This is a genomic window from Luteimonas kalidii (assembly GCF_029887935.1).
Classification (GTDB): domain Bacteria; phylum Pseudomonadota; class Gammaproteobacteria; order Xanthomonadales; family Xanthomonadaceae; genus Luteimonas; species Luteimonas kalidii.
On sequence record NZ_JARXRO010000007.1, the window covers coordinates 51142 to 76714 of the forward strand.

Below are 25573 nucleotides of genomic sequence, written 5' to 3' on the forward strand. Positions count from 1 at the left end.
GCGTTGCAGCGCTTGATCCGTCCACGCACAAACGGGTCACAACAAGACCGATGCTCGAAGGCGATCGAACTACGGCTCCGCTCCGGGCACCGCGCGAAGACTCGACTCAGTCCGCGGCGACCGCCCGCCACCGCAGCACGGTCCCGTCCTTGCGGTCGGGCCGCGGGCCGGGCCGGTCGGCGGCATAGGGTTCGCCGCTCTCGGGCAGGATGCCGAGATAGCGGTTCGTCTTCAGCGACAGCAGCATGAACTCGCCGCGCATCAGGTCCTGCCACAGGAACAGGCTGGCGTCGGATTCTGGCAGCAGTCGCACGTCGGCCGACAGTCCGATGCCGACCACGGTCAGGAAGCCGCTGCCGTCCATCGCCTCCAGCGCCACCCGGCCGCGGCCGCGGTCGTGCACGCGGAAGCGCCCGCCCGCCTCGCCCGCCTCCTTCGTGTCGGCGGCCACCGGCTGCAGCACGCCCAGCGGATGCACGCGCGCCACCGTGTCGTCGCCGAGGTTGTGCAGCGCGACCACCTGCCCCAGCGGCAGGTTGCGCGAGCGGTCCGCCAGCGGCTCGTCCACGCGGAAGTCGTCGAAGTCGGCGTGGCCGCCATCGCGGCCGTCCGCGTTGTAGGCGAACAGCGCGTAACGCGTGCCCTGGAAGGTCTTGAGCTGGTAGGGCAGCCGCACCGGTTCGCCGATATCGGTGAAGCGCTCGCCATCCGCGCTCCAGGAGAATTGCGCCAGGTCCTCGTCGTAGTCGCCCGCCACGCGCAGGAAGAGTTGCGGCGAGACCAGCGGCAGGTCGACATGGCGGTCGCCGAGCTGCGAATGCCAGCGCAGCGTCGCGCGCTCATCGCCCTGCACCACGCCCAGCCATGCAGCGGGCATGTTGAGCAGGCCGAGACCGGCGATGTCGCCGGCTACGAGTCCCGATACGTCGACGCGGACGGTCGCGGTGGACAGCGGCCCGATCACGCGCTGGGTCAGCGTGTTGCGTGCCCACAGGAAGTCGTCGGCCGGCGAGGCGTGCAGCCGCAACGCGTCCGGCCGCTCATCGAGCGACCAGCGCCCGGCCAGCGGCGCATGGTTCCACTGCCACACCGGCTGGAGGGTGGGCGCGGAGAAATCGTCGCTGCGCGCGTAGGTCGCGTGCGGCGCGGTGCCGGCGCCTACGTCGGGCTTGAACCAGGTGCGCGGCGAGCGGCCCAGGTTGCCGGGCAGTCCGAAGTAGGGCCAGCCTTCGTACCAGGTCACCGGCGAGAGGTAGGTGGTGCGGCCGATCGACTTGACGTCCATCATCGAGAAGCCCCACCAGCTGCCGTCCGGCGCCTGCACGATCCCGCCCTGGTGCAGCGGCACCGCGCCCAGCGCGTTGTCGCCCGGCTTGTGCATCGAGAACGCGGTGGTGCCGTTGGGCACCGGCGTGCGCTGGCCGACGCCGTCTTCCCACCAGCCGCGCTGCGTGCCCATGGTCTCGCTGGCACTGATCGCCACCGTTTCCCATGGCCCGTCGAGCGAGTCCGCGCGCGCCGCCTGCATCCGCCCTACCGGCGCGTAGTTGGCGCTGATGATGTAGTAGCGTCCGTCCACCTTGTAGAAGTGGTGGCCCTCGCCCATGCCGCTGCCGGCCGGGATGATCACCCGCTCGCTGCCGTCGACCACCCCGCTCAGGTCCGGTTTCAGCTCGACCAGGCGCACTTCGTTGTAGTTGAACACCGCCCACACGCGGTCGTCGTCGTCGAACAGCACTGACAGATCGTGCAGGTTGCGCTCGATCACCGAATGCGTCCACGGACCGGCGGCATCGGTGGCGGTGAACACGTGCAGCCCGCGCTGGTTGATGTTGGCGAAGATGTGGAAGCGGCCGTTGTGGTGGCGCAGGCTCGGCGCCCAGATGCCCTGCCCGTACAGGTCGCGGCCCTGTTCGAGCCGGTACTCGGGGCCCGGCGGGAAGTCCGCCATCGCATAGGAGACGAATTCCCAGTTCACCAGGTCGCGCGAGCGCAGCACCGGCAGGCCGGGCACCGCGTGCATGGTGGTGCCGGTCATGTAGAACCAGTCGCCGACGCGGATCAGGTCGGGGTCGGAGAACTCGTCGTGGAACAGCGGGTTGGTGTAGGTGCCGTTGCCGTTGTCGGCCATCCATGTGGGGGCGCGCGGGCCGGAGGCGTGGACGGTTCCGAGCGCGAACAGCAGGACCAGCCAGAAAACACATGCTCGCATCAGCGCAACTCCTTCAACGTGCCGGACGACGCGCGTCGGGCCGACTCGCCTGTCCCGCACACCAGGCGACCACCAGCCGTCACGTGCGTCCGTCACGAACCGGTGTCAGGCACGCATCCCAGACCCGGCCTGCAGACGAGCGCACGTCCCGGCGCGCGCTCACACGGCCCCGTCGCGGCGCGCCAGCAACCGCTGCATCAGGCAGAACGCCAGCAGCAGCGCGCCGATCGCGATGCGCGTCCACCAGGAGCTGAGGGTGCCGTCGAACACGATCAGGGTCTGGATCAGCCCCAGCACCAGCACGCCGAACACCGTCCCGAGCACGTAGCCGCTGCCGCCGGCCAGCAGGGTGCCGCCGATCACCACCGCGGCGATCGCATCGAGTTCCAGCCCGCTGGCGTGCAGGCTGTAGCCGCTGAGCATGTAGAACGTGTAGACCACGCCCGCCAGCGCCGAGCAGAAGCCGCTGAGCGCGTAGACGCGCACCAGGGTGGCGTCGACGGCCAGGCCCATCAGCCGTGCGGACTGCTCGTTGCCGCCGATCGCGTACACCGTGCGCCCGAAGCGGGTCAGGCCCGCCAGCACCGCGCCGGCGGCCACCACCAGCAGCGCGATCACCGCGCCCACCGACAGCGACGCGCCGCCGCCGACCGGGATGCGCAGCCCCGCCACCGCGACGTGGAAGGCATGGTCGATGCCGATCGAATCCACGCTCACCAGGGTCGCCGCGCCGCGCGCCAGGAACATGCCCGCCAGCGTGACCACGAACGGCTGCAGCCGGTAGCGCTGGATCATCGCGCCCATCGTCCCGCCGAACGCGGTGCCGGCCACCAGCACCGCCGCGATCGCCGCCAGCGGATGCCAGCCGTGGTGCTGCACCAGGCTCGCCAGCAGCACCGTGCTGAAGGCGACCACCGCGCCCACCGACAGGTCGATGCCGCCGGTCAGGATCACGAACGTCATGCCCACCGCGACGATCAGCACGAAGCCGTTGTCGATGAACAGGTTCAGGAACACCTGCGGGCGCAGGAAGCCGTCGTACAGCACGCCACCGGCGATCGACATCGCCACGAACAGCGACACCGTCACCGCCAGCGACACGTAGCGCGGGTCGCGCCACAGCCGGCCGAGGCCGCCAGCGTGCAGCAGGCCGCGCGCGGGGACGGCGCTCATGCCGGCGCCCCGCGCGTGCGCCACAGCAGCGCCCGCGCCTGCGCACGGAATTCCGGCGACTGCAGCAGCAGCACCACCAGCACCAGCAGCGCCTTGACCACCAGGTTGACCTGCGGCGGCACGCCGATGGCGTAGATGGTGGTGGTCAGGGTCTGGATGATCAGCGCGCCGACCAGGCTGCCGGCGAGGCTGAAGCGCCCGCCCGCGAGCGCGGTGCCGCCCAGCGCCACGGCGAGGATCGCGTCGAGTTCGAGCAGCTGCCCGGCGTTGTTGGCATCGGCACTGGCCACGTTCGCGCTCACCAGCACGCCCGCCAGCCCGGCGCACAGGCCGGAAAACACGTACAGCGACAGCGTGATCGCGCGCGCACGCACGCCGGCCACGTGCGCGGCCACCGGGTTGTGTCCGATGGCGCGTACGAACAGGCCCAGCGCGGTACGCCCGAGCAATGCCTGCAGGGCGAGGAACAGCGCCAGCACCACGAACAGCGCGATCGGCAGCCCGAGCACGAAGCCGGTGCCGAGGAACACGTACGGCGCGTAGTAGATCGTCAGGATCTGTCCGTCGCTGACCAGTTGCGCGATGCCGCGTCCGGCCACCATCAGGATCAGGGTGGCGATGATCGGCTGCATTCCCACCTTGACCACCAGCACGCCGTTCCACAGCCCGCACAGTGCGGCCGCGCCGAGTGCGGCCGCGACCGCGGCGAACAGCGGCGCGAGACCGTCGCCACCGCCGGCGGTCATGCGCGCGATGGTCCAGGCCGCGACGGTGGCGGCGATCGCCAGCACCGCGCCCACGGAGATGTCCAGCCCGCGCACCGCGATCACCAGGGTCATGCCGAGCGAGACCAGGATCAGCGGCGCGGCGCGGTTGGCGATGTCGACCAGGTTTCCGTACAGGCGGCCGTCGCGCCACTCCAGCGCGAGGAAGCCCGGATTGAACAGGCCGTTGCCCAGCAGCAGCAGCGCCAGCGCGAGCAGCGGCCAGGCCAGCGGATGCGCGGCCGCTCGGCGCCAGCGTGGCTGCACCATCGGCGCAGGATCGGGTGGCGCGCTCATGCGTGCCCCGCGATCAGGTCCATGACCTGGGCACCGTCGCAACCGCCCGGCAGCTCGCCCGCCTTGTGGCGGTCGCGCATCACCGCGATGCGGTCGCCCAGGCGCGTGAGTTCCTCGATCTCGGCGGAGATGAAGAGCACCGCCATGCCCGTACGGGCCAGGCGCACCACCTCGGCCATGATCTCCTGCTTGGCGGCGATGTCGATGCCGCGCGTGGGTTCGTCCAGGATCAGCAGCGACGGTTCGGTCGCCAGCCAGCGCGCCAGCACCACCTTCTGCTGGTTGCCGCCCGACAGCGAACCCGCCGGCGCCTCGGTGCCGGCGGTGCGGATGCCGAGCAGGTCGACGTAACGCCGCGCCAGTTCGTCCTGCTTCGCGCGCGGCAGCGAGCGGCGCCAGCCGCGCCGCGCCTGCAGCGCCAGCACGATGTTCTCGCGCACCGACAGCCCGGCCACGATGCCCTCGGTCTTGCGCTCCTCGGGGCACAGCGCCAGCCCGCGCGCGACCGCCTCGGCCGGATGCCGGAACTGCACGGCGCGGTCGCCCACGCGCAGTTCGCCCGCATCGGCGCGGTCGAGCCCGAACAGCAGCCGCGCAAGCTCGGTGCGGCCCGATCCGAGCAGCCCGCCGAGCCCGGTGACCTCGCCCGCGCGCAGTTGCAGGTCCACCGGCTGCAGCGCGCCGCGACGCGCCAGCCCCCGCGCCTCCAGCACCACCGGCGCATCGTCGGGCACACGCGTGTCCGCATCGCGCCCGCCCGCCAGCGCCACCTCGCGCCCGACCATCGCCTTGACCAGCGCCGCGCGCGGCAGTTCGGCGGGCGCGTACTCGCCCACCAGCGCGCCATTGCGCAATACGGTGATGCGGTCGGACACCGCGTACACCTGGTCGAGGAAATGGGTGACGAACAGGATCGCCATGCCGCGCTCGCGCAGGCGCTGCATCACCGCGAACAACTGCCGCACCTCGTCCTCGTCGAGACTGGAGGTGGGCTCGTCGAGGATCAGCACCCGCGCCGACACGCCCAGCGCGCGCGCGATCGCCACCATCTGCTGGATCGCGACCGGATAACCCGACAGCGGGCGGTCCACGTCCAGGTCCAGCTGCAGTTCGGCCAGCAGCGCGCGCGCCTGCGCCCGCACCCGCGCCCACTGCACCAGTCCGAACCGGCGCGGGAAGCGGCCGGCGAACAGGTTCTCCGCGACCGACAGGTTCGGGCACAGGTTCACTTCCTGGTACACCGTGCTGATGCCCAGCCGCTGCGCATCGAGCGGATCGGCGGGCGCGATCGCGCGGCCGTCCAGCGTCACCGTGCCCGCGTCCGGCGCCTCGACGCCGGTCAGCAGCTTGATCAGGGTCGACTTGCCGGCGCCGTTCTGGCCCATCAGGGCGTGGATCTCGCCCGCACGCAGGGTCAGGCCTGCACCGTCGAGCGCCCGCGTGGCGCCGAAGCGCTTGCGCAGGCCTTCGGCGTGCAGCACCACCGCGTCCGGGTTGCCGCCCTGCTCGCTCATGCCGGCTCAGTACTTGCGGTTCGGCAGTTCGGCGTCGGCCTGGTCCTGGGTGAACACGCCCTCTTCCACCATCACCCGCTTGGGCACCTCGCGTCCGGCATGCACCTCGCGGATCAGGTCCGCCAGCTGCGGGCCGAGCAGCGGGTTGCATTCCACCGTGGCGTTGAGCTTGCCGGCCTTCATCGCCTCGAACGCGCCGCGCACGCCGTCGATCGAGACGATGCGGATATCGGTGCCCGGCTTGCGCCCGGCTTCCTCGATCGCCTGGATCGCGCCGATCGCCATGTCGTCGTTGTGCGCGAACAGCACGTCGATGCCGTCGCCCTCGGCCTTGAGGAAGGCTTCCATCACTTCCTTGCCGCGGGCGCGGGTGAAGTCGCCGCTCTGCGAACGCACGATCTCGAACCGGCTGTCGCCGTCGATGACTTCCTTGAAGCCGCGCATGCGGTCGTTGGCCGGGGCCGAACCCACGGTGCCCTGCAGCTCCACGATGCGGATCGGCCCGTCCTTGCCCTGGCTGTCCTCGATCACCCAGCGCGCGGCGCGGCGGCCTTCCTCGACGAAATCCGAGCCGATCAGGGTCGCGTACAGCGCGTCATCGGACACGTTGACCGCGCGGTCGGTCAGCACCACCGGGATGTTGGCGGCCTTGGCCTCGCGCAGCACCGTGTCCCAGCCGGTCTCGACCACCGGGGAGAACGCGATCACGTCGACGCCCTGGGCGATGAACGAGCGCAACGCCTTGATCTGGTTCTCCTGCTTCTGCTGCGCGTCGGAGAAGCGCAGGGTGAAGTCCGGCGCCACCAGCGCCTCCTTCACCGAACGCGTGTTGGCGGTGCGCCATTCGCTCTCCGCGCCGACCTGGCTGAAGCCGACGGTGATCGCATCTTCGCCGGCAGCCGCCTGGCCACCCTCGCCGCCGCCGGAGCACCCGGCCAGCACCGCGGCGCACAGCAGCGCCGCCATTCCCAGAATCTTCCGCATCACTTCCTCCCGATACTCGAATCGTCGTCTGCGCGGGCGCCATGCTGCCATGGCAAGGCCGCGCGTGCGCTCACGCCGCCGTGTAGGCGGTCTTGACCGTGGTGTAGAACTCGACCGCGTGCCGGCCCTGCTCGCGCGGGCCGTAGCTCGAGGCCTTGCGGCCGCCGAACGGCACGTGCGGGTCGACGCCCGCGGTGGGCAGGTTGACCATCACCATGCCCGCCTGGGCGTGGCGCTTGAAATGCGTGGCGTGCTTCAGCGACGTGGTGCAGATGCCGGCGCACAGGCCGAACTCGGTGTCGTTGGCCAGCGCCAGCGCGTGCCCGTAGTCGTCAGCGCGCAGCAGCGCGGCCACCGGCCCGAAGATCTCCTCGCGCGCGATGCGGTCGCCGGGCGTGGCGGCAAACAGGGTCGGCGCCAGGAAGTGGCCGTTGCCGGCACCGTCCACGCGCCCGCCGCCGGCCAGCAGTTCGGCGCCGTCGTCGTGGCCGGCCTGGATGTAGGACAGGTCGGTGTCGAGCTGCTGGCCGCTGGCGACCGGGCCGATGTCCACGCCCTGTATCAGCGGGTCGCCCACGCGCAGCGCGGCCAGGCGCGCGCGCATGCGTTCGGTGAAGGCGTCGTACACCGCCGCTTCCACGATCAGCCGGCTCGAGGCCGTGCAGCGCTGCCCGGTGGAGAAATACGCGCCGTTGACGGCGCAATCCACCGCGATGTCCATATCCGCGTCGGCCAGCACCACCAGCGGGTTCTTGCCGCCCATCTCCAGCTGCACCTTCAGCGCGCGCGCCGCGGCCTGCACCAGCAGCGCGCGGCCGGTCGGCACCGAGCCGGTGAAGCTCAGCGCATCGAGCCGGGGATGTTCGACCATCGCCTGCCCGACCGTGCGCCCGCCGCCCAGCACCAGGTTGAACACGCCCTCGGGCAGGCCGGCGCGCGAGAGGATCTCGGCCAGCGCCCAGGCGCAGCCGGGCACGATCTCGGCCGGCTTGAACACCACCGTGTTGCCGTAGGCCAGCGCCGGGGCGATCTTCCAGGCCGGGATCGCGAGCGGGAAGTTCCAGGGCGCGATGATGCCGACCGTGCCGACCGGCTCGCGGGTGATCTCGACCTCCACGCCGGGCCGCGTCGAGGCCAGTTTCTCGCCGGGAATCCGCAGCGCCTCGCCGGCGAAGAACTTGAAGATCTGGCCCGCGCGCGCGGCCTCGCCGATCGCCTCGGGCAGGGTCTTGCCCTCCTCGCGCGCGAGCAGGCGGCCGAGCTCGTCCTTGCGCGCGAGGATCTCGGTGCCCACCGCGTCCAGCGCCTCGGCGCGGCGCTGCGGGGTCGACAGCCCCCAGGCGTGCTGCGCATCCGCGGCCGCGTCCACCGCCTGCGCCGTGGTGGCGGCGTCGAGCATGCCGTAGTGCCCCACCGGTGCGTCCAGGTCGGCCGGGTTCTCGTCCGCGTGGTCGCCCGCGCCGGCCACCCACTGGCCGTGGATATAGCTGCTGAAACGCGGTTCGCCCATCTGCGTCCGGCTCCCGTTCGTCGCCGCGCTAGAGCGCGCGGACCCCGCCGGGCGCGAACCCGGCGACCACGCTGCGCAGCGGGTTGCGCAGCGGCGCGCCCAGGCCGGGCAGCTCGATCTCGAACACGTCGCCGTCCTGCGCGCGAACGCCGTCGGCGAAGCTCAGCGTCGCGGTACCGAAGAAGTGCAGGTGCACGTCGCCGGACCGGCGGTGCGCGGCGTACTTGAAGTGGTGGTACTCGAGGTTCTCCAGCGAATGGCACATGTTGGCTTCGCCGGTGAGGAAAGGCTTTTCCCACACCACCTCGTCGCCGCGGCGCAGGCGGCTGGTGCCGCGCAGGTCGCGCGGCAGCGCACCGGTGCGCAGCTCAGGTCCCACGGCGCAGGTGCGCAGTTTCGAATGCGCCAGGTACAGGTAGTTCTGGCGTTCGGTGACGTGGTCGGAGAACTCGTTGCCGATCGCGAAGCCGAGCCGGTGCGGGGTGCCGTCCGGGCCGATCAGGTACAGGCCGACCAGTTCCGGCTCTTCGCCACCATCGAGCGCGAAGTCCGGCGATTCCAGCGGCGCACCGGGCGCCACCACGTGGCTGCCGTCGCCCTTGTGGAACCACTCGGGCTGCGCGCCCGCGCTGCCCGCGGCCGGCATTCCGCCCTCGACGCCCCACTGGAACATGCGCATCGAATCGGTGAGCGTGCCTTCCTGCGCCTGCTGCTGCAGCTTCTGGTGCATCGCGTCGCGGGCCGCGGCGCTACCCAGGTGGGTCAGGCCGGTGCCGCTGACATGGCAGTGCGCGGGGTCCGGGTGGTGCAGCGGCGACAGCACCCGGCCGTCGCGCAATAGCGCGGCGTACGCCAGGTGGGCGCCGCCGGGCACCTCGGCCGCCGCTTCGGCCAGGCTGGTGCCGGTCGCGATCGCGGCGCTGGCCAGCGCGTACATGCTGGCGTGGCCCTCGAGCACGCGCACGCTCTGGCCTTCGGCGTCGACCACGCCGACGCGCACCTGCCCCGCATCGTCTTTCAGCTGGATCAGTCGCATGCGTCGCGGCCCGTCGTTCCGGTGGAGGTGGAACGCCGATTCTGCCGGGTTGACGGATACGCATCCAATTCATTCCGGCGAGAACCCGATACCGGTTCTCGTATGGCGGCACTCAGTCGTGGAAGGCGTCCACCAGCGTGCGCCGGCCGAGCATGAACGCGTCGGCCACGTGCCGCAGCGGCGCCAGGTCCACGTCCGAGCGCCCGTCCCGGATCAGCGCGGCGAAGCGGCGGTACAGCGACGGATATTCCTGCTCGGGTTCCGCGTGCAGCAGCCGGCCATCGACCGACAGCTTCGCCCCGCCCTCCGACAGCCGCATCACCCCGGCGTCGGTCTCGGCCTCGATGTCCCAGCTCTGCGGGCCGGTCTGGCGCCAGTCGAACTCGGCCAGCAGGTCCAGCCCGTCGGCATCGGTGAAGCGGATCGTGGCCGCGATCGGCGCGTCGCGGTTCTCGGGAAACTCCAGCGTCGCCCCGGTGGCGAACACCGGCTGCGGCAGTATCCGGGTGACGATCGACAGCGCATTGATCCCCGGATCGAACACGCCCAGCCCGCCGGGCTGCCAGATCCACGCCTGCCCGGGGTGCCACTGGCGCACGTCCTCCTTCCACGACACCCGCATGGCGCGCAGCCGGGTGCCGGCCAGGAACCCGCGCGCGGCCTCCACGGCCGGCGCATGACGCGAGTGCCAGCTGGCGAACAGCGACACGCCCTTCTCGGCGGCGCGCGCGGCCAGGTCCTCCACCTCCGACAGCGTGGCCCCCGGCGGCTTCTCCAGGAGCACGTGCTTGCCGGCATCCAGCGCCGCCACCGCAGCTGCGTAGCGATACTGCGGCGGCATGCACAGCGAGACGGCGTCGATCGACGGCACCGCGGCGAGCATCTCCCCGATGGCGCCGAAGTTCTCGATGCCCTCGACCCGCCCGTTGCGGCTGGCGGCCGCCACGAGTCGGTAGTCGGCATTGCCGGCAACGGCGGGCAGATGCTGGTCGCGCACGATCTTGCCGACGCCGACGATCGCGAGGGAAATGGTCACGGATGCAGTCTCCAGAAGCAGGCGCGCAGGCAGGAATGATGCCGGGGATGGCGACGCTGCGTGCGCGGCCGCAGGGCGTGGCGCCGGATCACGCGCGCGCCAGTGCCGCGGCCACGTCGTCCCAGGCGCAGTCGCACCCCGGACAGCCGAAGCGGTAGAGGATCCGGCGCCGGTAGGCCGTGCCCGGTCGCAGCACGGCGGGCGGGAAGCCCGGGTGGTTGGGCGCGTCGGGATAGTCCTGCGGCTCCAGGCACAGCCCGTCGCCGAGCCCGGGATGCTGGCGCGCCAGGCCCTGGCCGCCGTAGAGCTGCAGCGCCGGCGCGTCGCAGTCGATGCGCATCGCCACGCCGCTGTGCGGCGAGTACAGCTGCGCGGCACAGGCGTGGCCGGGTTCGAGCACCAGGCAGTGGTCGAAGCCGCCGGCGACGCGCAGCTGCGGATCGTCCGCGCCGAGCTTGGACCGCAACGTGGCGGCGGTTCTGAAATCGAACGGCGTGCCGTCCGCCGGTTCCACCCGGCCCAGCGGGATCAGGTCGTCCGCCACCGGCAGCACGCCCGCCACCGGCACCTGCAGCACCTGCGACGCCGCCGGCACGTTCGCGTCGCCGGCCAGGTTGAAGTACGGATGGTGGGTGGGGTTGAACGGCGTGGATGCATCGCTGCGTGCTTCGAACAGCAGTTCCAGGCGCGTGCCGTGCACACGATACGTGGCGACCACATCGAGGTTGCCGGGATACCCCTCCTCGCCCTCGGGCGAGCGCAGCCGCAGCACCAGCGTGTCGGCGGTGTGCGATTCCACGTCCCACAGCCGACGCCCGAAGCCCAGGTGTCCGCCATGCAGGTGGTTGCGGCCCTCGTTGGCCGAGAGCGCGTGTTCGCGCCCGGCGAGGGAAAAGCGCGCGCCACCGATGCGGTTGCCGTAGCGGCCCACCAGGATGCCGAGGTACGCCGGATCGGCGAGATAGGCCCGCGCATCGGGCAGCCGCAGCACGGCATCCACGCGCCCGTTCGCGCCAGGCACCTGCAGCCGGGCGAGGATTCCGCCAAGGTCGAGGACCTCCGCGCAGATGCCGTCGTCGCCACCCAACCGGTAGGCGTGTACCGCGCGGCCGTCGTCGAGCTGGCCGAATGGGCGAATCCGTTCCACGCGCGTCTTGCTCCCGGTGGCCATGGGCAGAAGCGCGGCAGCATAGGGGTGGCAGCGACGGCGGCGCCATCCCGCATCGGGTATGGCAGCCGGCGGGAAACGAATCCCATGGCCGGTCCATCGCGCTGCCCGCGCGGGATCCGTACCGGGATGCGGTTGCGACGGCGCGTGGATGCGGTCGCGTATCCTGCGCGCTGTCGGAGCCCGGACAGATCCGGACTGGGGAGGCGTACACATGTTCTCTGGCCCAGGTAAGGACCCGTCGAAGTCCGGGCATCGCCTTCTCCATGCAGGACGCCGGTCGCCGGGACGGGTGGGATCGCGATTGCGTCAGCGCACAGGCGCCTGCGGCAATCCCGGACGTCACCCCGCCGCCCTGGCGCAAGTCGATGTCCGGGGGGCCGCATGAGCATCCTGGCCGAGATCGGCGGCGCGCTCGCCCGCGAGTACCAGCTCCCGAGCGTGGCGACGCTGACCATCGTCGTGGCGCGCGTGTTCACCGCGGCCATCCTGGGCGGGATGATCGGGTTCGAACGCGAGCGCAAGGGGCGCTCCGCGGGGTTCAAGACGCACATCCTGGTGTCGATCGGATCGGCCCTGTTCGTGCTGGCGCCGGCCATGTCCGGCGTGCCGATGGAGGACATCACCCGCGTGATGCAGGGCATCGTGTCCGGCATCGGTTTCCTGGGCGCGGGCGCGATCATCAAGATGGACAAGGACGCGCGCGTGGAAGGGCTCACCACCGCGGCGGGCATCTGGATGACCTCGGCCGTCGGCATGGCGGCCGGCATGGGCATGGAGATCGTGGCCCTCGTCACCACCCTGATGGCGCTGATGGTGGTGGGCGTGATCCCCAAGATCATGGGCCGGGACGACCCTCCCCCGGATCGCGCGAAGCCCTGACGCCTGCAATGGCTGGCACAAGGAAGTCCTTGTTCCGGGCTTCGGATGGATTTCGGGGCTTCGGATGGACGCCACGTCCGGGCACTTGGGGCCGGCAGGCGTCCAGGCCTGCGTCACAAGGGAGCCGTGGCACCCGACAGGGTGGGGTGACCGGTCGTGACGGGTCGGCACGTCCGCCTATCGTGTCTTCGGAAATCAGGAGCGGTCCGTGAAGCTCACAACCCTGCTGTCGCTGATCGTCCTGGGCGTCGTCGCCCTGGTCGCATTCGATCGGTATACGTCCTACACGGCCGAGCGTGCCGAGGTGGACGCGGCCGAGACCAAGGCCCGGGCGAAGCCCAGGGCACCGGCGGGGGATCCCGCCTGGGGATCCGGCACCCGAGCGGACTCCGCCGTGTCGGAAGGGGATCCAGACTGGGAATCGGTCCCCACGGTCGTGGCCCCGCCCGCGGCGGCGGCCAGCTCGTTCCGGTGCGACGGGCGCACCCACTGCTCGCAGATGACCTCGTGCGCGGAGGCCGAGTTCTTCCTGCGCAACTGCCCGAGCACGAAGATGGACGGCAACAACGACGGCGAGCCCTGCGAGCGGCAGTGGTGCGGGTGAGCCCCGCGGGACGAGAAGGGGATGGGCCGCTCCCCTCCCCGCTCGCTTGCCGGAGGACCGGGCCTCCCAACGTCGCTCGCAGGGATATGCAGCTGATGGGCAGATCGCCATAATCCATATCGAACCCGATATAGGATCCGGTCCGTGCCCAATCCGCCCTGGTACGTGCGTGCGCGCCTGAAGACCCGGCAGCTGATGCTGCTGATCGCGATCGAGGAACACGGCAACATCCACCGCGCGGCCGAGTCCCTGGCCATGTCGCAGCCGGCGGCGTCGAAGCTGCTCAAGGACCTGGAAGACCTGATCGGCGTGCCGCTGTTCGAGCGCCTGCCGCGCGGGATGCGCGCCACCTGGTACGGCGAGAGCATGATCCGCCACGCGCGCATCGCGCTGTCGAGCCTGGGCGAGGCCGGAGCGGAGATCGAGGCGCTCAAGGCCGGGCACGCCGGGCAGGTGTCGATCGGCGCGATCGCCGGGCCGGCGATGACCCTGGTGCCGCCGGCGTTGGCGCGGCTGGACCGCGAACACCCGGACCTGCGGATCTCGGTGCTGATGGAAAGCAGCGACGTGCTGCTCGAGCAGCTGTCGCAGAACCGGCTGGACCTGATGGTCGGGCGCCTGTTCGCGCGCCACGACAAGCGCAACCTGCACTACGAGCCGGTGGCCGAGGAAGAGGTGTGCGCCATCGCACGCCCCGGCCATCCGCTGCTGGAGCGGCGCAAGCCCACGCTGGCCGAACTGGCGAAGCTGCCGTGGGTGGTGCCGCCGGAAGGCAGCGTGCTGCGCCACCGCTTCGAGCTGATGTTCCAGAACGCCGGGCTGCAGGCGCCGCGCAAGGTCACCGCCACCGCCGCCCTGGTGCTGTTGCCGCGGCTGCTGCACGACGGCGACCAGCTGGCGGTGGTGCCGGTGGACGTGGCCCGCTACTACGTGGCGCACGGCATGGTCGGCATCGTGCCGATCGACCTTTCCTGCCGGATGGACTCGTTCGGCTTCATCACCCGCACCGACTGGCTGCTCTCGCCCGGGGCGCGCACGGTGCTGGACACGCTCAAGGCCGTGGCCGCGCAGGTGTACCCGGCGGCGCGGACCGGGCCGCGCCGTGCCTGATGCGCGGGCGGGCAGGCGAGCGATAGCGGTACGCATATCGCACGGGGCCGGATTGTTATTTTTCCGGCATCCCCGCTGCCGTTAGCATCGCCGCACGGGGCGCGGCCCGGCACGGGCGCCCCACCCTTCCACGGGCAGGACTCCCGACCGCATGAGCGCACCCAGCAAGCCCCCACGCCGCAGCCAGGCGTGGTTCGGCCGCGACGGCAAGCAGGGCTTCTACTACCGCAGCTGGCTCAAGGGCCTGGGCCTGCCGCACGAGATGTTCGACGGCCGCCCGGTGATCGGCATCTGCAATACCTGGTCCGAGCTCACGCCCTGCAATTCCTCGTTCCGCGAGCTGGCCGAGCACGTCAAGCGCGGCGTGTACGAGGCCGGCGGCTTCCCGCTGGAATTTCCGGTGATGTCGCTGGGCGAAACCCAGATGCGGCCCACCGCCATGCTGTTCCGCAACCTCGCCAGCATGGACGTGGAGGAATCGATCCGCGCCAACCCGATCGACGGCGTGGTGCTGCTGATGGGCTGCGACAAGACCACGCCGTCGCTGCTGATGGGCGCGGCCAGCGTGGACCTGCCGGCGATCGGCGTGTCGGGCGGGCCGTCGCTCTCCGGCAACTGGCGCGGCAAGCCGGTGGGCTCGGGCACCGGCGTGATCGAGATGTCCGAGATGGTGCGCGCCGGCACGCTGTCGCAGGACGAGTTCACCGAGGCCGAGGCCTGCATGCAGCGTTCCAAGGGCAGCTGCATGACCATGGGCACGGCGTCGACGATGGCGAGCATGGTCGAGGCGCTGGGCATGTCGCTGCCGGAGAACGCGGCGATCCCGGCGGTGGATTCGCGCCGCTTCCGCCTGGCGCACCTGAGTGGCCGGCGCATCGTGGAGATGGTGCGCGAGGACCTGCGCATGTCGAAGGTGCTCACGCGCAAAGCCTTCGCCAATGCGATCCGCGCCAATGCCGCGATCGGCGGCTCGACCAACGCGGTGATCCACCTGCTGGCGATCGCCGGGCGCCTGGGCGTGCCGCTGACGCTGGACGACTGGGACGCGATCGGTTCGCGCCTGCCCTGCCTGGTCAACCTGAAGCCGTCGGGCGAATACCTGATGGAGGATTTCTACTACGCCGGCGGCCTGCCCGCGGTGCTGCGCGAGATCTCGCAGCACCTCGACCTCGATGCGTTGACGGTGAACGGTCTCACGCTGGGCGAGAACATCGCCGACGCGCCGTGCTGGAACCGCGACGTGATCCGCCCGCTGGACCAGCCGCTGCGGCCCGAGGCCGGGATCGCCGTGCTGCGCGGCAACCTGGCGCCCGATGGCGCGGTGCTGAAGCCGTCGGCCGCGTCGCCGCACCTGCTGAAGCATCGCGGGCGCGCGGTGGTGTTCGAGGACATCAAGGATTTCAAGGCGCGGATCGACGACGAGGCGCTCGAGATCGACGAGCACAGCATCATGGTGCTCAAGCACTGCGGCCCGCGCGGCTATCCCGGCATGGCCGAGGTGGGCAACATGCCGCTGCCGCCGAAGCTGCTGCGGCGTGGCATCACCGACCTGGTGCGCATCTCCGACGCGCGCATGAGCGGCACCGCCTACGGCACCGTGGTGCTGCACGTCTCGCCCGAAGCCGCCGCCGGCGGCCCGCTGGCGCTGGTGCGCGAGGGCGATTTCATCGAACTCGACGTCCCGGGCCGACGCCTGCACCTGGATGTGTCCGACGCCGAACTCGCGCGCCGCCGCGCCGAATGGACGCCGCCGCCGGCACCGGCGCGCGGCTGGAGCAAACTCTACGTCGAGACCGTGCAGCAGGCCCACCTCGGCGCCGACCTCGACTTCCTGGTCGGCGGCAGCGGTGACACCGTCGCCGGCGACTCGCACTGACGGCGGCATCTTGCGGCTCCGCCGGAACGCCGCCTGTTCTTCCGCCGCTCCGGTACCGCACGATGCTGCGACTTCCCGCGCCCTTGTTGCCGACGCTGCACGATGCTGTTCCTTCCCCGCTTTGCGGGGGAAAGACGATCAGGACCTTCGCGCCGCGCGACACGGCAGTCCTCCCCCGTCAAACAAGGAAAGGACGACTGCGGTTGTGCCCGAACCTCCCTTGAAGGCTCCCACGTCCGATGCCTGATCCCCACGCCAGCCCGCAGCTGACCCGCCGCCACTTCGTCGCTGCGCTCGGCGCGGGCGCGCTGCTGCCCCTTGCGCCTGCGCTCGCGCGCGCAGCGACGCAGGCCGCAGCGCCCGCCCTGCAGCCCTTCCCGCTGTCCGCGATCCGGATCACGGACGGCCCCTTCGCCCATGCCCAGGCACTGAACCTGCGCTACCTCGCCGCGCTCGACGTCGACCGTCTGCTGGCGCCGTTCCGGATCGAGGCCGGTCTGCCCGCGCCCGGCGGGAAGTACCCGAACTGGGAATCGATGGGGCTCGACGGCCACACCGCCGGCCACTACCTCACCGCGCTGGCGCAGCAGGCCGCGCAGGGCGACGCCGCCATGCGCGCGCGCCTGGACGCGATGGTCGCCGGGCTGGCCGAATGCCAGCGCGCGAACGGCGACGGCTACCTCGGCGGCGTGCCGGACGGGCGCGTGCTGTGGAACCACATCGCCTCGGGCACGTTCGAGGCCGGTGCCTTCTCGCTCGAAGGCGCCTGGGTGCCCTTCTACAACCTGCACAAGACCTTCGCCGGCCTGCGCGATACCTGGCTCATGGTCGGCCACGCACAGGCGCGCGAGCTGCTCGTGCGCTTCGCCGACTGGTGCGAGGCGCTGGTGGCCAACCTCGACGACGTGCAGCTGCAGCGCATCCTCGACACCGAACACGGCGGCATGAACGAGGTGCTCGCAGACGTCCATGCCATCACCGGCGACCGCAGGTATCTCGCGCTGGCGCGGCGCTTCTGCCACCGCGCGATCCTCGATCCGCTGCTGCGGCGCGAGGATGCGCTCGACGGCCTGCACGCCAACACCCAGATCCCCAAGGTGATCGGCTTCGCCCGCATCGGCGAACTCGACGACGAGCCGGCGTGGATCGAGGCCGCGCGCTTCTTCTGGGAGACGGTGGTCGACCGCCGCAGCATCGCCTTCGGCGGCAACAGCGTGCGCGAGCACTTCAACCCGGTGGACGACTTCGGGCCGATGGTCGGCTCGCGCGAGGGCCCCGAAACCTGCAACAGCTACAACATGCTGCGGCTGACCATGCTGCTGCACCGGATCGCCCCGCAGGCGCGCGACGCCGACACCTACGAGCGCGTGCTCTACAACCACATCCTGTCCACCCAGCATCCCGGCCACGGCGGGCTGGTGTACTTCACCCCGATCCGGCCGCGCCACTACCGCGTGTACTCGCAGCCCACGCAGTGCTTCTGGTGCTGCGTGGGCACGGGGATGGAGAACCACGGCCGCCACGGTGCGTTCGCCTACGGCCACGGCGACGATGCGCTGGCGGTGCACCTGTACCTGCCCTCGGAGCTGTCGTGGCCCGCGCGCGGCCTGCGCCTGCGCCAGGAGACCGCGTTCCCTGAGCAGGCATCGAGCACGCTGCACCTGTCGCTGGACGCGCCGCAGGCGTTCACCCTTCAGCTGCGCCATCCGCACTGGCTCGACGGCCCGCTCGAGGTCTCGGTGAATGGCGAGCGCTGGCCGCTGGCGTCCGCGCCGGGCACGTACGCCGTGATTTCGCGCACCTGGGCCGACGGCGACCGCATCGACATCGCGCTGCCGATGCGCACCCGCATCGAGGGCCTGCCCGACGGCTCGGACTGGGTGGCCGTGATGCACGGCCCGCTGATGCTCGCCGCACGCACCGGCGAAGGGGATATGGACGGCCTGATCGCCGACGACGGCCGCGGCAGCCACATCGCGCCCGGGCCCTACCAGCCGCTCGACGGCGCGCCGATGCTGGTCGGCGAACGCGACGCGCTGGCCGCCGGCATCGTGCCGGTGCCGGGCGAGCCGCTGGTGTTCACCGCCTCGGCGCTCATCCGCCCTGGCGACTACCGAGACCTGCGCCTGGAACCGCTGTCGCGCGTGCACGACGCGCGCTACATGGCCTACTGGCGTACGGCCACCACGGCCGACTACCCAGCCGTGGTGGCGGCCGCCGAGGCGGCCGAACGCGCACGCGAAGTGCTCGACGCGCGCACGCTGGACGAAGTGCAGCCCGGCGAGCAGCAGCCCGAGGTCGAGCACGGCTACGCGGGCGAGGACTCGGCTACCGGGCAGATGCTCGGCCGTCCATGGCGCGATGCCGGGCGCGCGTTCGGCTATCGCCTGTCCGCGCGGCGTGAGGTCGCCGCGGGCATGCCGCTGGCACTGCAGCTGACCCTGTTCCCGGCCGAATGGGGCGCGGCGATGGATGTCGAGGTCGGGGGAACGGTGCTGGAGACGATCGTATTCGACGGCTCCGGGCGCGACGAACTGCAGCCGCGCGAGATCGCGCTGCCGGCCGCGCTCGCCGCGCAGGCGCGCGGCGACGGCATCCGCGTGCGCTTCGTCGCCCGCGACGGCAAGCGCACGCCGCGCGTGTTCGGCGTGCGCCTGCTGCGTGCCGAAGCGGCGCGCGACTGATGCGCGACGTGCGCCGCAGGTCAGCGCCGCGCCGATGCCCGCGCCGGGCCATTCGAGCCGCGGCCATCGCGCCGCCGGCCGGCCCGATGCGGCGGTGAGGTCATCCACGTCGCCCGATGCGATCCGGCCGCCGGTGCGATCCACGCGACCGACGCGAGGCGACCGGTCGCGATCCGGCCCCGCGTCAGTCGCCCGCCAGCGCCGCCTCGATCAAGCGATGCAGCACCGGCTGCAGCTGCGCGGCGCGGGCGTCGTCCCACGCGAAGCTGTCCTCGTCCATGTAGGTGCGCTGGCTGATCTCCAGCTGCACGGCCTGGATGCCGCGGGCCGGATCCGCATAGTGGCGGGTGATGTAGCCGCCGCGGAAGCGGCCGTTGTGCACCCAGTCGTAGCGCGCCTGTCCCGCCAGCACCGCTTCCAGGCGCCGCTGCAGCGCCCCGCCGGCGCTGGCGCCACCGGCGGTGCCGAGGTTGAGGTCGGGCAGCCGGCCGTCGAACAGGAACGGCAGTTCGCCGCGGATCGAATGGCCTTCCCACAGCACCACCGCGCCGTGCGCGGCGCGCAGGCGGTCGAGCTCCCCGCGCAGCGCGATGTGGTACGGCCGCCAGTACGTGTCCACCCGCGCGCGCACCTCGTCCTCCGAGGGCTGCTTGCCGTCGCGGTAGACCGGGTCGCCACTGAAGCGCACCACCGGGCACAGACCGGTGGTGTTCTGCCCGGGGTACAGCGAGACGTCGTCCTCGCCGCGGTTGAGATCGATGACGTAGCGCGAATGCGTGGGCACCAGCACCGAGGCACCGAAGTCGCGCGCGAACGCGTACAGGCGCGCGATGTGCCAGTCGGTGTCGGGCACGCGCCGCGCATCGTCGGTCAGCCGCGCGGCGATCGCCTCCGGCGCATGCGTTCCGTCATGCGGCAGGCTGACCAGCAGCGGCGCGCTGCCGCGATGCAGGGTGAAGATCTCCATGCCCTGGATTGTACGGCGCATGCCCGGAGTGGTCGCGCACAGCGCGTGCGCGCATTCTCCGCCCCTGCGTCCCGATGCGAAGGCCCGCACCTGCCCTGGGCATCGAACGTCGTCGCCATTGCCGGTGAGGCGCGATCCGCCTGCCGCCCCGCCCCCACACTTCCTGCCCCTGGACCCAAGCCATGAGATTCCTGCTGCTGCCGATCTGCTGCGCCCTGCTGCTGGCCTGTGCGACCCAACCTGTTGGCCGGTCCGCATCGTCGAACGGTACCCCGCAGCGCGCCGCCACCAATCCGCTGTTCACCGATCGCCACACCGCCGATCCCGCCCCGCTGGTGGTCGGCGATACGCTCTACCTCTACGTCGGGCACGACATGGCGCGCGGCGACCAGATGTTCAACATCACCGAGTGGCTGGTCTATTCGACCACCGACATGGCGACCTGGACGGCGCACGGCCCGGTCATGAAGCCGACCGATTTCAAGTGGGCCAGCCGGGATGCCTGGGCTTCGGAGGCGATCGAGAAGGACGGGAAGTTCTACTTCTACACCACGGTGGAACACGACGACACGCACCCGGGCAAGGCGATCGGGGTCGCCGTGTCCGACAGCCCGCTCGGCCCGTTCGTCGATGCGCGCGGCTCGGCCCTGGTCAGCAACGACATGACGCCGCAGGGGCCGCACACCTGGGACGACATCGACCCGACGGTATTCATCGACGACGACGGCAGCGCCTGGCTGATGTGGGGCAACGCCAACTTCTACTACGCCCGGCTCAAGCCGGACATGATCGAGCTCGATGGCCCGATCATGCAGGCCGAGCTGCCCAAGTATGAGGAAGGCCCCTGGCTGCACAAGCGCGGCGAACTCTACTACCTCACCTACGCGTCGCGGGACAAGTCCGTGTCCGAGGACGAGCTGATTTCCTATGCCACCGCGCCGTCCGTCACCGGGCCGTGGACCTATCGCGGCGAGATCAGCGGCCCGGCGCAGAACAGCTTCACCATCCATCCCGGGATCGTGGAGTTCAAGGGCGACTGGTACTTTTTCTATCACCACGGGGGCCTGACGGTCGGCGACCAGGGCGGCGGGCTCGGTCGTCGCGCGGTGGCGGTGGAGCACCTGTACTACCGCGAAGACGGCAGCATCGTGCCGATCACCCACACGGCCGAAGGCGTGTCGCGTCCGCGGACCCGGTGACCATGCGCGACGCGGCTGCGGCCGGTCGTCCACGACGGTTGACCGGCAACGGCGCGGTCACCACATGTGCGCGATGCAGGCGCGGCCACCGCGCCGCCGTCAATGCATCAGCACCACTTCCTCGGCACTGGTGGGATGGATCGCCATGGTCGCGTGCAGGTCGTCCAAGGTGATGCCCTTCTTCAGCGCGACCGCGAAGCCCTGCAGGATCTCGTCCGCGCCTTCGCCCAGCAGGTGCAGGCCGACCACGCGCCGCTCCGCGCCGCTGCACACCAGCTTGAACAGGCTGTGCTGGGGACGGTCGGCCAGCGCCTGCAGCATCGGCCGGAAGGTGCTGCGGTAGACGTGCACGTCGTCGCCGAAGCGCTCGCGCGCCTGCGCCTCGGTCAGCCCCACCGACGCCAGCGGCGGATGCGCGAACACCACGCTCGGGATGTTCTCGTAGTCGACCTTCGCCTCCGGCTGCCCGCCGAACACGCGGTCCATCGCCCGGCGCGCGGCGGCGATCGCCACCGGCGTCAGCGTCACCTGGCCGGTGACGTCGCCGACCGCCAGCACGTGCGGCTGGCTCGTGCGCTGGAACGCGTCGACGACGATGTTGCCGTCCCCGTCCACCTCGATCGCGGCTGCCTCGAGCCCGAGCCCGCTGCTGCTGGCGGCGCGCCCCACCGCCAGCAACACCTGGGCATAGTCGCCGCTGCTGCAGCCATTGGCATCGCGCAGCCGCAGCGCGCCGTCCTCGCCCTCGATCGCGGCGAGCCGGTAACCGAAGTGCATGCCGATGCCCTGGTGGCGGTAGTTCTCCTGCAGCCGCTGCGCCAGTTCGGCATCGGCGTGGCCGAGCAGGCGTTCGCTGCGCGCGAAGATGTCGACGCGGCTGCCGAGGGCCTGCAGCACGCCGGCCAGTTCGACCGCGATGTAGCCGCCGCCGATCAGCGCCACGCGCGGCGGCGCCTCGCACAGCGCGAAGAAATCGTCCGACACGCCGGCCAGGTCCGCGCCCGGCACGTCCGGCCTGCGCGGCGAGGATCCGGTGGCGAGCAGCACATGGGCGGCCTGCAGCCGGGTGCCGTTCTCGCATTCCACCGTGTGCGCGTCGAGCATCCGCCCACGCGCAGGCATCAACACCACTCCGGCCTCGTCCAGGCGCCGCAGGTAGCTGGCGTGGATGCCGTGGATGTATCGCTGGCGGCTGGCGACCAGCGCCGGCCAGTCCAGCGACGGGCGTTCGGGAACGTCGAAGCCGAGGTCCGAGGCCAGCCGCAGGTGCGCCGAGACTTCGGACGCCAGCCACATCGCCTTCTTCGGCACGCAGCCGACGTTGACGCAGGTGCCGCCGAGTTCGCCGGGTTCCAGCAGCGCCACCCGTGCACCATGGGCCGCGGCCCGGAACGCGCCGGCCAGCCCACCGCTGCCGCCGCCGAGCACGACCAGGTCGAAATCGAGGGACTCGTTGCTGCTCATGCGAAGCGTGCCGGCGTATAGGGGGTCGGATCGATGTGCGGCGCGGCGCCAGTCACCAGTTCGGCCAGCAGCCGTCCGGTCGCCGGGCTCATGCTCACGCCGAGCATGCCGTGGCCGGTGGCCAGCCACAGCCGTTCGAAGCCCGGCGCACGCCCGATCAGCGGCAGGTCGTCCCACGACAGCGGCCGCCAGCCGTACCACTCCTCGCGCTTCACCGGGCCGACCGGTTCGTGCAGGTATTCGGACGCGCCGCGTTCGAGCGCGTCGAGGCGGCGGCGGTTGAGGCTGGTGTCGTGACCGGAGAATTCCATCGTGCTGCCGAGGCGGAAGCCGTCCTCCCACACCGTGACGCAGACGCGGCGCTCGTGCAGCGTCATCGGCCGTTTCGGCACCAGGCCCGGACGCGAGTAGGTGATCGAATAGCCCTTGCCCGGCTGCATCGCGTCGCGCAGCCAGCGCAGCTTCAGCGCGCGCGCCAGCAGCGGCGACCAGGCGCCGGTGGCCAGCACCACCTCGCGCGCCAGGCGGGCGCCGTTGCGGGTCTCGACCCGCACGCCGTCGGCGTCTTCCGCCAGGCCGGTGGCCTCGCACTGGTCTTCGATCGTGCCGCCGGCGGCGCGCACCACGCGCGCGAGTTCGGCCACGTAGCGGTCGGGACGCAGCTGCGCGTCGCCCGGATAGCGCACCGCGCCGGCGACGCCGTCGCGCAGCGCGGGTTCCTGCGCCTGGTAGGCGGCGCCCCCGATCACCTCCGCGGCGATGCCCAGCTCCGCCAGCGCCGGCAGCTGGCGCACGTAGGCCTCCATCGCGGCTTCATCGCGGAACACGCAGTCGGCGCCGGATTCGGCGAACTCGCAGTCCAGCCCGTGCGCGGCGATCCAGTCGGGGAATGCCGCGCGCGAGGCGTTGAGCAGCTGCGCCCGCGGCCGCGCCGAGGCGTTCCAGTCGCGCGGGTTGCAGCGCCCGGCGAAGCGCAGCATCCACTGCCACAGCGACGGGTCGAGCCGTGGGCGCACGTAGAACGGCGCATCGGGCGTGAGCATCCAGCGCAGCGCGCGCGCCACCATGCCCGGCGCGTGCAGCGGCCCGGCGTGGCTGGGCGTGAGCGTGCCGCAGTTGCCGTGCGAACTGCCGCCGCCGACGCGCCCGGCGTCGATCACGCGTACCGTGCGCCCGCGTTCGAGCAGGCACAGCGCGCTGGCCAGTCCGGACACGCCGGCACCGATGATCAGGATGTCGCTGCGTTCGACCATGTGTGGAGTGTAGCGGCCAACGCCGCGCCTTCCCTCGCCGCGGCGCTCAGCGCACGCGCATCGGCGGACGCGCGCCATAGCTGAGCCAGCGCCACAGCCACTCCATCGGCCCGAAGCGGAAGCGCGCCAGCCACCAGTGACTGGCCGCCACCTGCAGCGCGAACACCACCAGCACCAGCAGCACCTGCCCCGCGCGACCCACCTGCCCCCACAGCCCCAACCCGTAGCCGTAGAACAGGGTCGAGGCGACCAGCGACTGCAGCAGGTAGTGGGTCAGCGCCATGCGCCCGGCCGGCGCCAGCCACGACAGCGGCCGCGCCAGCGCGCGCGTCCCCAGCCCCAGCATCAGCAGCGACAGGTAGCCCAGCGCGAGCGGCAGGCTGGCGAGCATCGCCAGACCGTTGGCCAGCAGCATCGGTCCGGCCTCGCGCATTCCGTCGAAGCGCGTGCCCACCGACAGCGACAGCGCCATCAGCACCGCGCCCGTCGGCAGGGTCCACGCCGCCAGCCGCGCGAACCAGCCGCGCTGCGCGACCGGGTCGTCCATGCGCCCGCTGCGCAGCAGCCAGGCGCCGAGCATGAACACGCCCAGTGCCATCGGCAGCAGCATCATCAGACCCTGCATGGCGACGGCGAGGAAGTCGCGAGCGCGCTGCGCAGTCGCCTGCCACCAGTCGCCGTGCGCGAGCGCGGCCGACGCCGCGGCGGCATCGGCGTCGACTTCGTCGGCCAGCGCCGCGAACGTCGCGCCGGCATCGGGCGGCAGCGCCGACAGCACCGCGCCACCGGCCAGGACCACCAGCGCGAGCGTGGCGTACAGGCCCGCGCCCAGCCACGGCCAGGCGCGCTCCGCGATGCCGTCCAGCGCCAGCAGCATCAGTCCCGCGATCGCATAGGCATGCAGGATGTCGCCGCTCCACAGCAGGGTGGCGTGCAGCACGCCGAAGCCCAGCAGCGCCACGCAGCGGCGCACGTAGGTGCGACGGAACGCCGGCCCCTGTCCGCCGCGCGCGGACATCAGCGCGAAGCCCATGCCGAACAGCAGCGAGAACAGCACCCAGAACTTGCCCTGCACGAACACGTACACGGCCCAGGCCGCGGCGCGGTCGAGCCCCGCGGCGGCCGGATCGATGCCGGTCCCCATGGCCTGCAGCGGCCGCGAGAACCATTCGATGTTCATCAGGAAGATGCCCAGCAGCGCAAAGCCGCGCACCACGTCCAGCGCCTGCAGGCGCCGTGCGGAATCGGTCGGGGCGGGTGCCGCCGGCAGGCGCGGCGGCAGCGGTGGCGGCGCGGCGATGCTCACGCGCGCGGTCCGGCCATCGTGTTCACCTGACCCGCGATCCGGGTCAGTGGTGGTGGCCGCCCTCGCCGTGCACGTGGCCGTGCTCGACTTCCCCGGGGCTGGCCTCGCGCACCTCGACGATCTCGATGTCGAAGTGCAGGTCCTTGCCGGCCATGGGGTGGTTGAGGTCGACGTCGACCACGCTCATGCCCACCTTCTGCACCGTCACCGCGCGCGGGCCGAAATTGGTGTTCAGCACCACCTGGTCGCCGGGCGCCAGCTTCTGCGCGCCGAAATGCTTCTTCGGCACGCGCTGGGTGAGGTTGTCGCGGCGCTCGCCGTAGGCATCGGCCGCGGGCACGTCGACGCCGAAGCTGTCGCCGGCCTCGTGGCCGTCGAGCGCCTTCTCCAGGCCGGGGATGATGTTGCCGTGGCCGACGAGGATCGACAGCGGTTCGCCCCCCTCCTTCGACGACTCCAGCGGCGACTGGCCGGCTTCGGAGACGGTGTAGTGGAAACGCACGACGCGGTCTTTCTCGATCTTCATGGGCGCTC

20 protein-coding genes are annotated in these 25573 nt (G+C 71.5%); 6 read left to right on the forward strand and 14 right to left on the reverse strand.

Annotated elements, in window-relative coordinates:
- Positions 1-106: 106 nt before the first annotated feature.
- The 9 genes from QFW81_RS01040 to QFW81_RS01080 form a co-directional block, all read right to left on the reverse strand.
- Complete coding sequence (locus QFW81_RS01040) at positions 107-2212, reverse strand: glycoside hydrolase family 43 protein (protein WP_280576702.1); 2106 nt, start codon at positions 2210-2212, stop codon at positions 107-109.
- A 159-nt stretch (positions 2213-2371) separates the two neighbouring features.
- Positions 2372-3385, reverse strand: a complete 1014-nt coding sequence (gene yjfF, locus QFW81_RS01045) for a galactofuranose ABC transporter, permease protein YjfF (protein WP_280576703.1) — start codon at positions 3383-3385, stop codon at positions 2372-2374.
- The gene (locus QFW81_RS01050; RefSeq protein ID WP_280576704.1) at positions 3382-4446 is read right to left on the reverse strand and encodes an ABC transporter permease; all 1065 of its coding nucleotides are present in this window, start codon (positions 4444-4446) and stop codon (positions 3382-3384) included. Before QFW81_RS01050 ends, yjfF begins: the two co-directional genes overlap by 4 nt.
- Entirely contained in the window at positions 4443-5960 is a 1518-nt protein-coding gene (locus tag QFW81_RS01055; RefSeq protein WP_280576705.1) for a sugar ABC transporter ATP-binding protein, read from the reverse strand. Before QFW81_RS01055 ends, QFW81_RS01050 begins: the two co-directional genes overlap by 4 nt.
- A gap of 6 nt (positions 5961-5966) precedes the next feature.
- The gene (locus tag QFW81_RS01060; protein WP_280576706.1) at positions 5967-6944 is read right to left on the reverse strand and encodes an ABC transporter substrate-binding protein; all 978 of its coding nucleotides are present in this window, start codon (positions 6942-6944) and stop codon (positions 5967-5969) included.
- Positions 6945-7014: 70 nt separating this feature from the next.
- Positions 7015-8454 carry an aldehyde dehydrogenase family protein gene (locus QFW81_RS01065; protein ID WP_280576707.1) on the reverse strand — a complete coding sequence of 480 codons (1440 nt, stop codon included), beginning with the start codon at positions 8452-8454 and terminating at the stop codon, positions 7015-7017.
- Positions 8455-8482: 28 nt separating this feature from the next.
- Positions 8483-9490 carry an AraD1 family protein gene (gene araD1 / locus QFW81_RS01070; protein WP_280576708.1) on the reverse strand — a complete coding sequence of 336 codons (1008 nt, stop codon included), beginning with the start codon at positions 9488-9490 and terminating at the stop codon, positions 8483-8485.
- 112 nt (positions 9491-9602) lie between these two features.
- Positions 9603-10526, reverse strand: a complete 924-nt coding sequence (locus QFW81_RS01075) for a Gfo/Idh/MocA family protein (RefSeq protein ID WP_280576709.1) — start codon at positions 10524-10526, stop codon at positions 9603-9605.
- Positions 10527-10614: 88 nt separating this feature from the next.
- Positions 10615-11673 (reverse strand): aldose epimerase family protein, encoded by a 1059-nt coding sequence (locus QFW81_RS01080; RefSeq protein ID WP_280576710.1) that lies wholly within the window; start codon positions 11671-11673, stop codon positions 10615-10617.
- 405 nt (positions 11674-12078) lie between these two features.
- On the opposite strand from QFW81_RS01080, the gene QFW81_RS01085 reads away from it, so the two are divergent.
- From QFW81_RS01085 to QFW81_RS01105, 5 genes are all read left to right on the forward strand, one after another.
- Complete coding sequence (locus tag QFW81_RS01085; protein ID WP_280576711.1) at positions 12079-12576, forward strand: MgtC/SapB family protein; 498 nt, start codon at positions 12079-12081, stop codon at positions 12574-12576.
- Between the two features lie 208 nt (positions 12577-12784).
- Entirely contained in the window at positions 12785-13180 is a 396-nt protein-coding gene (locus tag QFW81_RS17685; RefSeq protein ID WP_280576712.1) for an excalibur calcium-binding domain-containing protein, read from the forward strand.
- Positions 13181-13375: 195 nt separating this feature from the next.
- Complete coding sequence (locus tag QFW81_RS01095) at positions 13376-14290, forward strand: LysR family transcriptional regulator (protein ID WP_425603947.1); 915 nt, start codon at positions 13376-13378, stop codon at positions 14288-14290.
- Between the two features lie 151 nt (positions 14291-14441).
- Positions 14442-16166: an IlvD/Edd family dehydratase gene (locus tag QFW81_RS01100; RefSeq protein ID WP_280576714.1), complete on the forward strand. Its 1725-nt coding sequence runs from the start codon at positions 14442-14444 to the stop codon at positions 16164-16166.
- A 239-nt stretch (positions 16167-16405) separates the two neighbouring features.
- The gene (locus QFW81_RS01105; protein WP_280576715.1) at positions 16406-18850 is read left to right on the forward strand and encodes a glycoside hydrolase family 127 protein; all 2445 of its coding nucleotides are present in this window, start codon (positions 16406-16408) and stop codon (positions 18848-18850) included.
- A gap of 184 nt (positions 18851-19034) precedes the next feature.
- Here QFW81_RS01105 and hutG read toward each other — a convergent pair whose 3' ends face one another.
- Positions 19035-19838, reverse strand: coding sequence for an N-formylglutamate deformylase (gene hutG, locus QFW81_RS01110; RefSeq protein WP_280576716.1), 804 nt, complete (start codon positions 19836-19838; stop codon positions 19035-19037).
- Between the two features lie 161 nt (positions 19839-19999).
- Between hutG and QFW81_RS01115 the strand changes: the two genes are divergently transcribed.
- Positions 20000-21016 (forward strand): glycoside hydrolase family 43 protein, encoded by a 1017-nt coding sequence (locus tag QFW81_RS01115; RefSeq protein WP_280576717.1) that lies wholly within the window; start codon positions 20000-20002, stop codon positions 21014-21016.
- Positions 21017-21115: 99 nt separating this feature from the next.
- Here QFW81_RS01115 and gorA read toward each other — a convergent pair whose 3' ends face one another.
- From gorA to QFW81_RS01135, 4 genes are read right to left on the reverse strand one after another with little or no spacing between them, the layout of a single operon-like run.
- Complete coding sequence (gene gorA, locus QFW81_RS01120) at positions 21116-22480, reverse strand: glutathione-disulfide reductase (protein WP_280576718.1); 1365 nt, start codon at positions 22478-22480, stop codon at positions 21116-21118.
- A complete protein-coding gene (locus QFW81_RS01125) occupies positions 22477-23733 on the reverse strand; it encodes an NAD(P)/FAD-dependent oxidoreductase (protein ID WP_280576719.1) in 1257 nt (418 codons plus the stop codon). Before QFW81_RS01125 ends, gorA begins: the two co-directional genes overlap by 4 nt.
- Positions 23734-23779: 46 nt before the next feature.
- A complete protein-coding gene (locus tag QFW81_RS01130; RefSeq protein ID WP_280576720.1) occupies positions 23780-25039 on the reverse strand; it encodes a DUF418 domain-containing protein in 1260 nt (419 codons plus the stop codon).
- A gap of 43 nt (positions 25040-25082) precedes the next feature.
- A complete protein-coding gene (locus tag QFW81_RS01135) occupies positions 25083-25565 on the reverse strand; it encodes an FKBP-type peptidyl-prolyl cis-trans isomerase (RefSeq protein WP_280576721.1) in 483 nt (160 codons plus the stop codon).
- Positions 25566-25573: the final 8 nt, after the last annotated feature.

What these genes read in the sequence shown, in the direction of transcription:
- QFW81_RS01095 (WP_425603947.1), top strand. Translation starts at nt 13,376, where the DNA reads ATGCTGCTGATCGCGATCGAGGAACACGGCAACATCCACCGCGCGGCC.
- QFW81_RS01085 (WP_280576711.1), top strand. Translation starts at nt 12,079, where the DNA reads ATGAGCATCCTGGCCGAGATCGGCGGCGCGCTCGCCCGCGAGTACCAG.
- gorA (WP_280576718.1), bottom strand. Translation starts at nt 22,480, where the DNA reads ATGAGCAGCAACGAGTCCCTCGATTTCGACCTGGTCGTGCTCGGCGGC.
- QFW81_RS01040 (WP_280576702.1), bottom strand. Translation starts at nt 2,212, where the DNA reads ATGCGAGCATGTGTTTTCTGGCTGGTCCTGCTGTTCGCGCTCGGAACC.
- araD1 (WP_280576708.1), bottom strand. Translation starts at nt 9,490, where the DNA reads ATGCGACTGATCCAGCTGAAAGACGATGCGGGGCAGGTGCGCGTCGGC.
- QFW81_RS01100 (WP_280576714.1), top strand. Translation starts at nt 14,442, where the DNA reads ATGAGCGCACCCAGCAAGCCCCCACGCCGCAGCCAGGCGTGGTTCGGC.
- QFW81_RS01065 (WP_280576707.1), bottom strand. Translation starts at nt 8,454, where the DNA reads ATGGGCGAACCGCGTTTCAGCAGCTATATCCACGGCCAGTGGGTGGCC.
- hutG (WP_280576716.1), bottom strand. Translation starts at nt 19,838, where the DNA reads ATGCGCCGTACAATCCAGGGCATGGAGATCTTCACCCTGCATCGCGGC.
- QFW81_RS01125 (WP_280576719.1), bottom strand. Translation starts at nt 23,733, where the DNA reads ATGGTCGAACGCAGCGACATCCTGATCATCGGTGCCGGCGTGTCCGGA.
- QFW81_RS01135 (WP_280576721.1), bottom strand. Translation starts at nt 25,565, where the DNA reads ATGAAGATCGAGAAAGACCGCGTCGTGCGTTTCCACTACACCGTCTCC.
- QFW81_RS01115 (WP_280576717.1), top strand. Translation starts at nt 20,000, where the DNA reads ATGAGATTCCTGCTGCTGCCGATCTGCTGCGCCCTGCTGCTGGCCTGT.
- yjfF (WP_280576703.1), bottom strand. Translation starts at nt 3,385, where the DNA reads ATGAGCGCCGTCCCCGCGCGCGGCCTGCTGCACGCTGGCGGCCTCGGC.
- QFW81_RS01105 (WP_280576715.1), top strand. Translation starts at nt 16,406, where the DNA reads ATGCCTGATCCCCACGCCAGCCCGCAGCTGACCCGCCGCCACTTCGTC.
- QFW81_RS01055 (WP_280576705.1), bottom strand. Translation starts at nt 5,960, where the DNA reads ATGAGCGAGCAGGGCGGCAACCCGGACGCGGTGGTGCTGCACGCCGAA.
- QFW81_RS01050 (WP_280576704.1), bottom strand. Translation starts at nt 4,446, where the DNA reads ATGAGCGCGCCACCCGATCCTGCGCCGATGGTGCAGCCACGCTGGCGC.
- QFW81_RS01060 (WP_280576706.1), bottom strand. Translation starts at nt 6,944, where the DNA reads ATGCGGAAGATTCTGGGAATGGCGGCGCTGCTGTGCGCCGCGGTGCTG.